The sequence below is a fragment of the Acinetobacter sp. YH12128 genome, from assembly GCF_013418655.1.
Lineage (GTDB): Bacteria > Pseudomonadota > Gammaproteobacteria > Pseudomonadales > Moraxellaceae > Acinetobacter > Acinetobacter amyesii.
In genome coordinates this window covers 79,181-91,788 of the sequence record NZ_VPBO01000015.1, presented here as the reverse complement: position 1 = coordinate 91,788, position 12,608 = coordinate 79,181, and the positions used below count along the sequence as shown (strand labels likewise).

General features: G+C 40.8%; 12 protein-coding genes. 5 read left to right on the top strand and 7 right to left on the bottom strand.

Annotated features, from left to right (window positions below):
* Positions 1-183: 183 nt before the first annotated feature.
* Together phoB and phoR are read left to right on the top strand one after the other, a co-directional pair.
* Positions 184-894 (top strand): phosphate regulon transcriptional regulator PhoB, encoded by a 711-nt coding sequence (gene phoB / locus FTU64_RS09530; protein ID WP_078191504.1) that lies wholly within the window; start codon positions 184-186, stop codon positions 892-894.
* A 23-nt stretch (positions 895-917) separates the two neighbouring features.
* The gene (gene phoR / locus FTU64_RS09525; RefSeq protein ID WP_078191505.1) at positions 918-2,276 is read left to right on the top strand and encodes a phosphate regulon sensor histidine kinase PhoR; all 1,359 of its coding nucleotides are present in this window, start codon (positions 918-920) and stop codon (positions 2,274-2,276) included.
* Here phoR and FTU64_RS09520 read toward each other — a convergent pair.
* From FTU64_RS09520 to FTU64_RS09510, 3 genes are all read right to left on the bottom strand, one after another.
* Positions 2,273-2,950 (bottom strand): glutathione S-transferase family protein, encoded by a 678-nt coding sequence (locus FTU64_RS09520; RefSeq protein ID WP_180059667.1) that lies wholly within the window; start codon positions 2,948-2,950, stop codon positions 2,273-2,275. The genes phoR and FTU64_RS09520 overlap by 4 nt on opposite strands.
* Positions 2,951-3,101: 151 nt before the next feature.
* On the bottom strand, positions 3,102-3,500 hold the full coding sequence (locus FTU64_RS09515) for an OsmC family protein (RefSeq protein ID WP_180059666.1): 399 nt from the start codon (positions 3,498-3,500) through the stop codon (positions 3,102-3,104).
* Between the two features lie 68 nt (positions 3,501-3,568).
* A complete protein-coding gene (locus tag FTU64_RS09510) occupies positions 3,569-4,516 on the bottom strand; it encodes a pirin family protein (protein ID WP_180059665.1) in 948 nt (315 codons plus the stop codon).
* A gap of 393 nt (positions 4,517-4,909) precedes the next feature.
* Here FTU64_RS09510 and FTU64_RS09505 point away from each other — a divergent pair, with 393 nt between their 5' ends.
* Both FTU64_RS09505 and FTU64_RS09500 read left to right on the top strand, forming a co-directional pair.
* Complete coding sequence (locus FTU64_RS09505; RefSeq protein ID WP_180059664.1) at positions 4,910-6,085, top strand: diguanylate cyclase; 1,176 nt, start codon at positions 4,910-4,912, stop codon at positions 6,083-6,085.
* A 144-nt stretch (positions 6,086-6,229) separates the two neighbouring features.
* Positions 6,230-7,564, top strand: a complete 1,335-nt coding sequence (locus FTU64_RS09500) for a GGDEF domain-containing protein (RefSeq protein WP_257222233.1) — start codon at positions 6,230-6,232, stop codon at positions 7,562-7,564.
* A 47-nt stretch (positions 7,565-7,611) separates the two neighbouring features.
* Here the strand turns inward: FTU64_RS09500 and FTU64_RS09495 are convergent, their stop codons facing one another.
* The 3 genes from FTU64_RS09495 to FTU64_RS09485 form a co-directional block, all read right to left on the bottom strand.
* Positions 7,612-8,547: a restriction endonuclease gene (locus FTU64_RS09495; protein ID WP_180022190.1), complete on the bottom strand. Its 936-nt coding sequence runs from the start codon at positions 8,545-8,547 to the stop codon at positions 7,612-7,614.
* A 225-nt stretch (positions 8,548-8,772) separates the two neighbouring features.
* Positions 8,773-10,341, bottom strand: a complete 1,569-nt coding sequence (gene guaA, locus FTU64_RS09490; RefSeq protein ID WP_078194056.1) for a glutamine-hydrolyzing GMP synthase — start codon at positions 10,339-10,341, stop codon at positions 8,773-8,775.
* A 212-nt stretch (positions 10,342-10,553) separates the two neighbouring features.
* The gene (locus FTU64_RS09485; protein WP_078191513.1) at positions 10,554-10,976 is read right to left on the bottom strand and encodes a DoxX family protein; all 423 of its coding nucleotides are present in this window, start codon (positions 10,974-10,976) and stop codon (positions 10,554-10,556) included.
* A gap of 194 nt (positions 10,977-11,170) precedes the next feature.
* Between FTU64_RS09485 and FTU64_RS09480 the strand changes: the two genes are divergently transcribed.
* The gene (locus tag FTU64_RS09480; RefSeq protein WP_180003550.1) at positions 11,171-11,797 is read left to right on the top strand and encodes a DedA family protein; all 627 of its coding nucleotides are present in this window, start codon (positions 11,171-11,173) and stop codon (positions 11,795-11,797) included.
* A gap of 19 nt (positions 11,798-11,816) precedes the next feature.
* Here the strand turns inward: FTU64_RS09480 and FTU64_RS09475 are convergent, their stop codons facing one another.
* Positions 11,817-12,410: a LysE family translocator gene (locus tag FTU64_RS09475; protein ID WP_168378830.1), complete on the bottom strand. Its 594-nt coding sequence runs from the start codon at positions 12,408-12,410 to the stop codon at positions 11,817-11,819.
* Between the last annotated feature and the right edge of the window lie 198 nt (positions 12,411-12,608).

Genomic DNA, 12,608 nt, shown 5'->3' with positions numbered 1-12,608 from the left:
TGTGACAACAGCATGATGCAAAGCCCATGTTGTTGAATATTTCAGGATTTAAATTGTCACAATTTCTTTCTAAACCCCAATGAAAGATCATTTTTGCAATGATACTGTCATAATTAATCTTTGTAATAAGCCTGTCATAAATATAAAACGGTCTACCGTTTACATAAAATAGGGTATTGCGCTGTGAAAGATGACTATATTTTAATCGTCGACGACGAACTCCCGATTCGGGAAATGATCCATACTTCACTGGATATGGCTGGTTTTCAATGTCAGCAAGCTGAAGATGCCAAACAAGCGCACCAAATGATTGTGGATCAGCGTCCTGCACTGGTTTTATTGGATTGGATGATGCCTGGTGGCGTGAGTGGTGTAGACCTATGTCGTCGTTTAAAACGCGATGAAAATTTGTCAGAAATTCCAGTCATCATGCTCACTGCGCGCGGTGAAGAAGACCATAAAGTCCAAGGTCTAGACGCAGGCGCAGATGACTACATGACCAAACCCTTTTCCACCCGTGAGCTGGTGTCACGGATTAAAGCGGTGCTACGTCGCTCAAATGCCTTGGGTGGTGAAAAAACCATTGATGCCAATGGCTTAATCCTCGATCCAGTCAGCCAACGTGTCAGCTTTGGCAACACCATTTTAGATATGGGACCGACTGAATATCGTCTATTGGCCTTTTTCATGACTCATCCTGAACGTGCCTATACCCGTGCTCAATTATTAGATCAGGTTTGGGGTGGAAACGTGTATATTGAGGACCGTACCATTGACGTTCATATTCGTCGTTTGCGTAAAGTTCTTGAACCTTTCCAAGCCGATCGTTATGTGCAAACTGTTCGTGGTACAGGTTACCGTTTCTCTACCCGTGCAGACGCTGTGATGGGTTAGTCATTTTAGGTCTTTAATTTTCTATGTACGAACCGTATCCCGTCCCTGAACTTGCCAGTGAACATAAAAAATTCCGTTACAGCAGTTTATGGACTTTTGCCAAGCAGGATTTGAGACTTCTGGCATTTTTCCTACTCATTGCTGCACTCATCGGCTTTGGTATCGGGTACTTATGGATCTGCATCTTAATCGCCTTTGCAGTGTTCTTTGCATTGCAAATGCGTTCGCTGTACTTGGTCAACGAATGGATTTCAAATCGTCCCTATGATGTCCCGCCGAATTTAGACGGTATTTGGGGGGCTTTGCTCTTTAATGTATACCGTGCCCAGCGCCAAGAACGCATCGTACAAGCTGAAATGGTCGGCCTAATTGACCGCGCTCAATCTTCCTTGGTGGCGCTTGCTGAAGCTGTGGTATTGATTGATGAATTACATCAAATCGAATGGTGGAACCCTGCCGCAGAAAAGCTTTTGGGGATTCAACAGCTCGATCAAGGGCGCAATATTTTAAGTATTTTAAGACAGCCTAGTTTTATCGAATACTTTACCAATATCGATTTAGCCCCCGATGGTTTAAAAATGAAATCATCGGTACTTGAAGACCATTATGTGCAAGTCAAATTAACCCGTTTTGGTCGCGAAAGTCGATTACTGGTGGCCTATGACGTCACACGCATGCATAACCTTGAGCAAATGCGTAAAGACTTTGTCGATAATATTTCACATGAGTTACGCACACCGCTCACAGTTTTAAGTGGTTATATCGAAACCTTTACCGATCAGGAAGATTTAAATCCACGCTGGAAACGCGCATTCGATCAAATGCAGTCTCAAACCCGCCGTATGAATGCTTTGGTTAATGACTTGTTATTATTATCTCGTCTGGAAAATGATAAAAAAGTTGCTAAAAATCAAATCATTGAAATGCCCAGCCTAATGAACCAACTATATGACGATGCACATGCTTACAATGTGGATTATGGACATACACTGAATCTCGAGATTGATAGTCACTGTGACCTGATCGGATCAGATATGGAATTGGCGAGTGCCTTTAGTAACCTCATCACCAATGCAATTAAATACACCCCGAAAGGTGGTACTGTGACCATTGGGTGGCATGATGATGGTACGCATGGTTATTTTACCGTTGAAGATACGGGTATCGGGATTGACCCGAAACACTTACCCCGTTTGACGGAACGTTTTTATCGTGTGGACAGCGCCCGTAGCCGCCAAACGGGAGGCACAGGTTTAGGTCTAGCCATCGTGAAACACGTTTTGATGCAACATCAGGCACACCTTGAAATTGAGTCCAAAGAAAACCGTGGTTCGCTGTTTAAAGTCGTTTTCCCTAAAGAACGCTTATATCATGTGAGCTAAGCAGAATCATCCTGCCGGTCTTGCTGTGCTTCCAACTGTTGTTCTTGTTGTTTGGCACGGCGATATGCAGGACGCTGTTGCATCCGTTGTAAGAAAGCCTGAATTTGTGGATATCGCCCTTGCGTTCGGGTCATGACGGCTTCTAATGGAAACGTCATCTGAATATCCGCAAAGCTAAACGGTCCCGCAAAATATTCATTTTCCGCTAAATGGTTTTCTAAAAACTCGATATGTTCTTTTAAGCGCGGTCGTACAAAACCTTTTTTGACCCCATCACAAATGCGGCTTGCTACAGGTTTGATCACCCATGGTACATGGCGTGGCACATTGCTCATGACCAACTGCATCACCAATAACGGCATCAGAGAACCTTCGGCATAATGCATCCAAAAGCGATATTGTTGTTTTGAATGTTCCGCCTTGGCTGCAAAAAAATCATGCCGATCGTACTTCTCTTGTAAATACTCCAAGATCGCTGCGGATTCAACCAAGACCAATCCATCATCCTGCAATATGGGCGACTTCCCCAAAGGATGGATGGCTTTAAGCTCAGGAGGAGCAGACAAATTTGGCTGTCGCGGATAAAACTGAACCTGATAATCCAGTCCCAATTCCTGCATTGCCCATAAAATACGAAACGAACGAGATTTTTCTAGATGATGTAGCACCCGCATGGGTTCATCTCCTATATGAAGTCTAAAATTTTCTTATTTCTGGCAAGCCATTATTATTTTGAAGTACTTAAATCATAAAAAGTGTCAGATCACTGCTTGGATCTGTATCAAAACTAAATTTTGCACATTACAGTAGCGACCTGCATTTAAATTAAACTAGAGTGGTTTTAATGTCTACACTGCGCAATAAAGTTTTTGTCACTGGAGTTTTTTCACAAATGGACAAGATCTTTTGCTCTAATTCTGCATCCAAGGATGTTTGAAAATGCAGGCGTCGCTCAACCCATTCAGCACCTTCACGGTTCGCACAAAAGTCTGCCTCGACACTAAACTCCCCCAATTGGATTTGTTTATGTGCTGCATACATGCGCAAGGTAATCATGGTGCATGAAATTAAAGAGGCGCACAGTAAATCATACGGTGCTAAACCTAAATCCCCACCGCCAAATGATTCGGGCTTATCGGTAATAAGTTGATGTTTTCCACTCTGAATTTCACCTGACCACGGTGCTTGTAAGGTGTTTACTGTTGCCGTTGCGACGATACCCATAATGACTCCCTCATGGTTATGCCGCACCATTTTCACCACAGGTACGGCTGTTCATTTTTATTTTTAAGTTAACGTGATGGACGCATTTTATCAGGGAAAGCCGGTGCTTCTAGTCGTGGACCATCATAGTCTGGAATAGAGCCAAAGCGTTCGTCCTGATTAATCCACTGCTCACGGGCAATATTCAATTCTTCTTGTGTGCGCCCCACAAAATTCCACCACAGCAAAATCGGTGATTCAAAAGGTTCACCTCCTAATAATAAAACACGGCCACCTGCATGTAGGTCAATTTTGACTTGAGTTAAGCCCGGCTCAAGTACCACCATATTGTCTTCATTTAGCTCGTGACCATTGATACTGGCAGTCCCTTCGAGGGCCATAAAGCCATATTCAAATTTTGGATTGAGCGGCAGGACGGTACTTTGACTTTCCGAACTACTCAGATCGACCCCCAATAATTCACTATGTACTTTTACCGGCGATTTAGTCTGTAAAAATTCACCCACCAAGACCGTCAATTCAATCCCGTCTTGCGTCACCACAGGCAATTCTGGGTAATGGTCAAATTGGGGCGCCATATTGATTTTGTCATCTGGCAATGCAATCCAAAGTTGCGCAGCATGCATTTGCGTTTCAGATTCTGGAGCAACCTCAGTATGCGAAATACCATAACCCGCCGTCATGAGATTGACTTGTTTGGGCTGGATTAACTGATGTGTGCCCAAACTGTCGGTATGCATCATGGTGCCATCAATCATCCATGTAAATGTTTGCAAACCAATATGTGGATGCGGCCCAACATCTAAGCCATCACCTTGAGGAAAATGCACTGGACCGGCATGGTCAAGGAAACACCATGCACCAATCATCCGTTTATGCCGACTCGGTAAAGCACGTTTTATCACTGTGCCTTGACCAATTTCAGCACGGCGCAGTGGAAATTCTTGAATGAACTGATTGACGTATTTTTCACAATCGTCGGAATGAGATATTTCTGTGTAATTGGTATTGGTCATATTCTTACCCTAAATTTGGCTAAGCCGATGCAAGGACTATCGGCTAGACCTATGCATTTTTTTCCATTATATCTGCATTAACTCAATCTTCTTCAGCTGTCATTAATACGCTGAATCACAGAGATAGGACAATCGTTTTTTTGTTGCCTAATATGACATACAGCATAACAGTTATTGATGCTTATTTAGACAACACCCAATGCGAAACTACTTGTTCAGATCACGTGAAATGTAAATTTAAGTAACACAAATTAACACTCATTTTTGACCAAACAATACCAAATAATTCACAAATACTTGAAATAACGTGTTTTATTTTAAACAAAAATGATATAGATTATTTGAGTTACATAAAATTACATATAAACCATGCTCACCCGTCGGTAATCTTGCATGATCAATGAGTATAAGAAAGAATCACGTGCACTGATCCAAAAAGCCTTGAAAGGAACCGTTGTTCGCGTTCCTGCTCAATTTCGTCAAGAATTTTTCCACTACCATCGTCGTCAACTTTTTAAATTCTTTTTCCAAGTCAACATCGTTGCACAATTGGCCTATCTCTCTTATGCCATAGCGGATTGGTTTATGTTGCCCGATGTGGGCTTGCTCGCGATAGGCTTAAAAACGGCCTATACCTTACTGATGATGGTCATCACATGGGTCATTTATACATATAGCAAAAGCATTTTACTCTTTGACTTGATGCTTCCCCTATCGATCGTTGGTGCTTCTGCGCTGTGGTTTAGCCTACTCAATTTATCCAACAGCCCCGATGTGCCGATCTATTTATATGCATCTTTGGTTTTTATTGTGTTAGCTAATTTATGTGTGCAAATCCGCTTTAAAGCTGCTGTGCTCATTTCTCTGTGTATCAGTCTAATCTTGCTGATTGGGGTGTATTTCGCCGTTTCTGGCAATATCCATCAACTGCAACTGTTTATCTTGATCTATTCGCCCGTGTTGTTATTTAGTTTGTATATCAGTTGGAATTCAACACAAAAATCCAGAATTGTGTTTTTACACAGTAAACTCGATCAGTTGAACCGTGAAGCGCTCAATATTATGGCGCATACCGATGTGCTGACTGGCTTAAACAATCGACGTCAATTTATTCAACTTGCCAATTATCATATTCATCATCAGTCCAAATCGTTACAGCCCCTTTCATTACTGATTTTTGATGTCGACAAATTTAAAAATATTAATGATCAGTTTGGGCACTATATTGGTGATCATGTTTTACAACAAATTGCCGAAACGTGCCGACATACTTTACGTAGCCAAGACATCATTGCCCGCTTCGGTGGTGAAGAATTTATTATTCTTTTACCGCAGACACACTTGCGTCAGGCTCAAGATATTGCCGAACGTCTACGACGGGCAATAGCCGATGATTATTTAGAACTTGATACACTACAAAAACTTAAATTTACCGTTTCAATTGGTGTTGCCGAATTTGGTCAAAAAAACCGAGATTTACAAAGTGTAATTCGCATGGCCGATCAGGCACTTTACCAAGCAAAATCCGCTGGACGCAATCAAATTTCAACTTATAAAACAGCGAGTTAATAATATATTTTGTAAAATTCATCAGACGATTTTTTATCATTCATTCGAAAAATCCCTAGTTTCAGGTAGATATTTTTGTGTGTTTTTTGTTCATAATTTATCCTAAGCCATTTATGGAGAAGGGACATGTCTGTTGATGTACGAATGAGTTCTCGGACTAATTCGTCTGCTCAGGAAGTTCGTAAAAATCATAATCATACTTTGAAACTTTCTGAGTGTGATCTTGCCAATCGTGCCGAGATTGAACAAGCCATTGCAGATCCTTTTGCACGTATTCCTACGCAGTTTAGAAACTATTTTCTACAACATCAGTATGCCCATCAGTTACCTTATTTACGTCAAGTGAATTACATGGCGCAGATTACATTTCTTCTTTATTTCTTTGCTGACATTTTTATTATCCCTGACATGTTCTTTTGGTCAGGTCTTTCTCGAGTGGCCATGATTATTGCTGCCCTATTGGTCAGCTTTTATCTGTTTAAATACAAAAAAGACATTCGTGTACTCGACATGATCTTACCGATCGGGACGGTCTGTAGCACCGCGATTTGGATTGGCTTATTACTGGCTTCAAATAGCCCAATGGTCTCGTCCTATATCTATGGTGCGGCGATCTTTATTTTAATTGCCAATGTCTGCGTACAAACACAATTTAAGCCTGCCTTGTATTGTTCGGGTCTCATTTCGCTATTGGTATATTTTGCGGTGAGTCAGCTTTTATCATGGCAAGAAGCGCTGATTTTTGTGGTCGTGTCTATTCCCGTTTGGATGATCAGCCTGCATATGAGCTGGAACAATACGCTCAATGCACGACGTCATTTTTTACGCACCCTGCTTGACGATTGGAATATGCATACGCTGAAAAATCTAGCGCATACAGATGAGCTCACCCAGTTATATAACCGTCGTCAGTTTGTTCAACTGGCTGAACATCGCATCCATGAATGGCCAACACCCGCAAGCACCTGCTTACTGATGTTTGATGTCGATCATTTTAAACATATTAATGATAATTACGGGCATGATGTTGGTGATCAGGTGCTGCAATGTATCGCTGAAACCACCCGCAAAGAAATGCGCCAAAAAGATGTTTTGGCTCGCTTTGGTGGCGAAGAATTTATTGTGCTTTTGTCGGAAACGCAAATACAGGATGCAATGTTGATCGCGGAACGTATTCGTTTAACGCTTCAAAATCAATCTTTGCTGAATGTCGCAAATCACCCGATCCAATTTACCGTTTCCATTGGTGTTTCACAGCTTAAATCACATAAACAAAATTTAACTGAACTGATTAAGCAAGCTGATATTGCGCTGTATCAGGCAAAAGAAAATGGCCGTAACCGTGTCGAACGCTATGACCCAAGCATGAAGCCCGAACGTAAATCGACGAAGTCTTGGCAAAGCTTTACCCATAAAGCGAAGTCCAAAGCTGAACCGAATAATGAGAGCGATCGTAGTTGGTCAATTGTTTATAAATAGAATGTTGAGATATAAAAAAAGGACGCTGAAGCGTCCTTTAAGTTTATTTAAAAACTATCTTCATCAAAACGGTCTTGATCTATTTTATAAATATGGAAACTTCTTTCAATTTGAATACCCAAGCCAAATTCAATCATGAGAGATGTAAGCTTGTCACCATCAATTAAAACAATGCCTGATTTCTTTGCTGACTCAATTGCTTCTTTACTAAAACAAGAAGTAGTAATAAATACGCCCTTTTTCGCCACTTGATCAGCCAAAGCTCCCTTAAACTGTTGAATGTCAGGGCGCCCCACCGTATTTTCCCAACGTTTAGCTTGAATATATATTTTATCTAAACCTAAACGATCTTCACTGATAATACCGTCAATGCCACCATCACTGGTTTTACCTATTGCTTGGGCTGCGTCTTGATGTGAACCGCCATAACCCATTATTACCAACAAATCGACAACTAATTGCTCAAAGAATTTGGGTGAATTACTTTTAATTTTATTTAATAGCTCATCTTTAATTGTTTGATTAAGCTCCGTTGATGATTGTTCGATTATTTCTGCAGGCGTCAAATGTTCTGTTTGAATAGATGTAGCATGCTCTTCTTTTAGAACTAGATTTTGAATATTTTTATTATGGTTAGAACCAATTTTATAATCAGAAAACCCTTCAAACTGCATCAAATACTGATTAGTTATATTGGATAAGCTAGAAAAATCAATAGACCAACCTAAAGTACTTAATTCGCAAAGACCACGTGATGGTTGTTGTATCAAACCTGCTTTAACCAAATATGTTTTCGCCCAGCCAACACGATCATAAAATACTGTTTTTGTACCACTAGATAGCCTTAAATTTAAATCAGCTTCAGATAACCCAGATCTTTCAGCTAAAATTTTTGTGGCAGAACTTAATTTTATTGCCTCTTTTTGTTCTGCTAAAAGTTTCATTAATGGAAGCATCAACTGATCGTATGTAGGCAATGACATTTAACCTGCTCTTTTAAAATAGTATTTTTCATAATTATAAATAAAAAAAGGACGCCGAGGCGTCCTTTTTTATTAGTAGAATTATCTAGGTTTCCCTAAATAGCCTCAAGCATAGCTCTTGGCGTAAAACTGGCACGAAGCAGTGCTTCGTGAAACCCCAGTCTGGCGCAGGCATAGCCTTTGCCGTAATTTAGGCAAGAAACGTTGTTTCTTGAAATCCCTAAATTACTCCCATTCAATAGTTGCAGGTGGTTTAGACGATACGTCATAAACAACACGAGAAACTTCAGCAATCTCGTTCATGATACGTGTAGAAATCTTGTCTACAAGATCATAAGGAAGGTGTGCAAAACGTGCAGTCATAAAGTCCACAGTTTCTACAGCACGAAGCGCGATCACCCATGCATAACGGCGGCCATCACCCACCACACCAACCGATTTCACGGGTTGGAATACAGCAAATGCTTGCGCAGTTTTGTCATACCAGCCGCTTGCGCGAAGTTCTTGCATGAAGATGTCATCTGCTAGACGAAGGATATCTGCATATTCTTTTTTCACTTCACCAAGAATACGTACACCTAGACCTGGGCCTGGGAATGGATGACGGTAAAGCATTTCAAATGGAAGACCAAGAGTTGTACCTAAACGGCGTACTTCGTCTTTGAACAAATCACGGATTGGCTCAACCAATTCGAATGCTAAATCTTCAGGTAAACCACCCACGTTGTGGTGTGATTTAATCACGTGTGCTTTACCTTGTTTGCTTGCTGCAGATTCAATTACGTCTGGGTAAATGGTACCTTGAGCAAGGAAGTTCACACCGTCAAGCTTACGTGCTTCTTCAGCAAACACTTCAATGAATTCACGACCGATGATTTTACGTTTTTTCTCTGGATCAACTTCACCAGCAAGCGCTGTTAAGAAGCGATTTTCAGCGTCGGCACGAATCACGCGAATACCCATGTTTTTCGCAAACATGTCCATCACTTGCTCGCCTTCGTTCAAACGAAGTAAACCGTTATCTACGAATACACAAGTCAATTGGTCGCCAATCGCACGGTGTAAAAGTGCAGCTACAACAGATGAATCTACGCCACCTGAAAGACCCAATAGAACTTTTTGATCACCAATTTGCTCACGCAGTTGTTCTACGCGAAGATCGATAATGTTTTCTGAGTTCCACAAGTTACGGCAACCACATACACCATGTACGAAGTTAGACAATAACTCAGCACCTTTCGCAGTGTGTGTCACTTCTGGGTGGAATTGGATACCGTAGAAACGACGTTTTTCATCAGAAACCATCGCCACTGGGCAGCTTGGTGTGCTTGCAGTGATTTGGAAACCTTCAGGAATTTGAGTCACTTTATCGCCATGACTCATCCACACTTTTAATTGGTCTTTGGTATCTTCAAGATCACCAATTAAAGCATCACGGACTTTAATATCAACTTCTGCATAACCAAATTCATGCACAGTACCTGGCTCAACTTTACCGCCAAGTTGTTCTGACATGGTTTGTAGACCATAGCAAATACCTAAAACAGGTACACCAAGTTCAAATACAACTTGTGGTGCGCGCGGACTACCTTCTTCATGAACACTTTCTGGGCCACCTGAAAGAATGATCCCGTTTGGGTTAAATGCACGAATGTCTTCTTCAGACATATCAAATGCGTACATTTCTGAATAAACACCAGCTTCACGTACACGACGTGCAATAAGCTGACTATATTGAGAACCGAAATCCAAAATCAGGATACGGTCTTCAGTAATTTGGGTATTGGTAGTCATGGCAAACAACTATGCAGGCAACGAATATAAGCGCCGTATTCTAACATTTTTCTTGGACTTTCGCACACTATTCGGACAGGGGCAAAAACCACAAGCCAAACGATGTTTTTTACAACACATTTCAGGGCTTTATTGATTTACTTTAAATCAGCGATAGACATGAAAAAAGCGGCAGAACGCCGCTTTGATGGATGCTCGGACTCATGACCGCTTTATTTTGATTTTTCGATCCAATGATCAAAACTGAATTTACCTGCACCATGTAACATGAGAAATAATAAGCCGCCTGACATCGCCAAATTTTTCATAAAGTTAATGCCATCTTCTGCACCACCATGGAATAAAAATGCAGTGATTAAACTAAATACGGTTAGACCCAGTGCCGCAAAACGCGCTTGAAAACCAAACAATAAAGCTAAGCCACCACCCAACTCGACTAAAATGGTGATCGGAAGTAGCCCTGCCGGTACACCCATTGACTCCATATAACCTGCGGTTGCAGTGTAAGCGGTAATTTTGCCCCAACCTGCCACAATAAAAATATAAGCCATCAAAATACGTGCAACGAGACTGATTACCGCATTGATTTGCGGCTGTTGACTCAGATTTTTCACCACTAGATTTGGATTAAACATACTGAAACCTATTTTTAATACTGTTCAAAAGATGTGCTTAGATTAGGTCGTTTCTTATTCTCTTTAAATATGCTTTTATAATACTCATCATTCCATATATAGAACGATTTTACTGATAATTAATTACGTTTTAATACTGACTTTGCTGCCCCAGACTGATAGCATCAGACCACTATTTTACACATATAAGCCCCATGGAACTGATTGATTTTATACTACATGTTGATGACCATTTACTCGAGTTCATTACCAATTATGGCGTATGGATTTATGCAATTCTGTTCCTGATCATTTTTGTTGAAACCGGTTTAGTGGTCATGCCCTTTTTACCGGGTGACAGTCTTCTGTTTGCAGCAGGCGCGCTCGCTGCGTCAACAGGTGCCATGGATCCATGGGTTTTGGTGATTTTGCTGTTTATCGCTGCGGTCTTGGGCGACACGCTGAATTACCATATTGGTAAATATATTGGCCCACGTGTCTTTGAAATTGAATCACGCTTCATTAACCGTCAACATTTGGTCAATACGCAAAAATTCTTTGAAAAACACGGTGGTAAAACCATTATTTTTGCCCGCTTTATTCCTTTTGCACGAACCTTCGCGCCTTTTGTCGCAGGTGCAGGCAGCATGAACTATAAGTACTTCCTGACTTTTAACATGATTGGTGCGATTTGTTGGGTTGGCTCATTTATCACTTTGGGTTATTTATTTGGCAATATGCCCATCGTGAAAGATAACTTCACCCATCTGATCTTCGGCATCATTATTATTAGTATTTTACCGGGCGTGATTGGTTTTATTCGAGCAAAATTAAAGAAATAAACCGATGTGGTGAACACCTTTAAGCAAAAAAGCGTAAAACCACGGGAAACATACATAAAATCAGCATCAGGGCCGATCCTTTATACAGAAGATCGGCCTTAATTTTTTGGGTCTTACCGGCCAAAATCGTCCGTCCAAATGACATCCAAAACAATGCAACTGGTAGCAAAACCACGCTAAATACAGCGAAAACCAAAATAAAATTTAATGGGCTAGCCCAAGTTTCAATTGGGAAAATACCTGCAGCAAAAAGCAACGCTTTAGGATTTTTTAACGAGGAAATAAATAATTCACGTGGTTGAATTGAAGGATGTTTTTGATTGTACTGATGTAAATGCGTCGATTTCCACAAATGAAAAGCCAACCATAAAACATAGGCAATACTGAGAAAATGTAGCAAGTGAATTAAATTCGGCCACACTGGAGCGCTTAAATGAATAATCAACGCCCACAAATTAATGGCATAGAAATAGCCCAATAATTCTGCAGGAATCAGCATGCACGTCTTTGCAATGCCTTGTTGATGTGCAGAGCTTGCCATTAGTGCATTGCTAGGTCCCGGCGTCATCATCACCGCAATCATTGCCAATACAAAAAGCCAACTCTCAATCATAAATACCCAGACAATGTTTCAAAGCGCACACCTTAGCCGAAATGAATTTAAAAAAACAAGTACGCGCTAGGTCAGTTTTATCCTTGTACAAGTCAATGCACTCACGCTGAATGTTCAAGACCAGAAGGAAGTATTGAAATACACCAATAATATTTAATTTAATTTTTTCATAGATTTAAATATTTTATTGGCTCTAAA

What these genes read in the sequence shown, in the direction of transcription:
- phoR (WP_078191505.1), top strand. Translation starts at nt 918, where the DNA reads ATGTACGAACCGTATCCCGTCCCTGAACTTGCCAGTGAACATAAAAAA.
- FTU64_RS09520 (WP_180059667.1), bottom strand. Translation starts at nt 2,950, where the DNA reads ATGCGGGTGCTACATCATCTAGAAAAATCTCGTTCGTTTCGTATTTTA.
- FTU64_RS09515 (WP_180059666.1), bottom strand. Translation starts at nt 3,500, where the DNA reads ATGGGTATCGTCGCAACGGCAACAGTAAACACCTTACAAGCACCGTGG.
- FTU64_RS09510 (WP_180059665.1), bottom strand. Translation starts at nt 4,516, where the DNA reads ATGACCAATACCAATTACACAGAAATATCTCATTCCGACGATTGTGAA.
- FTU64_RS09505 (WP_180059664.1), top strand. Translation starts at nt 4,910, where the DNA reads ATGATCAATGAGTATAAGAAAGAATCACGTGCACTGATCCAAAAAGCC.
- FTU64_RS09500 (WP_257222233.1), top strand. Translation starts at nt 6,230, where the DNA reads ATGAGTTCTCGGACTAATTCGTCTGCTCAGGAAGTTCGTAAAAATCAT.
- FTU64_RS09495 (WP_180022190.1), bottom strand. Translation starts at nt 8,547, where the DNA reads ATGTCATTGCCTACATACGATCAGTTGATGCTTCCATTAATGAAACTT.
- guaA (WP_078194056.1), bottom strand. Translation starts at nt 10,341, where the DNA reads ATGACTACCAATACCCAAATTACTGAAGACCGTATCCTGATTTTGGAT.
- FTU64_RS09485 (WP_078191513.1), bottom strand. Translation starts at nt 10,976, where the DNA reads ATGTTTAATCCAAATCTAGTGGTGAAAAATCTGAGTCAACAGCCGCAA.
- FTU64_RS09480 (WP_180003550.1), top strand. Translation starts at nt 11,171, where the DNA reads ATGGAACTGATTGATTTTATACTACATGTTGATGACCATTTACTCGAG.
- FTU64_RS09475 (WP_168378830.1), bottom strand. Translation starts at nt 12,410, where the DNA reads ATGATTGAGAGTTGGCTTTTTGTATTGGCAATGATTGCGGTGATGATG.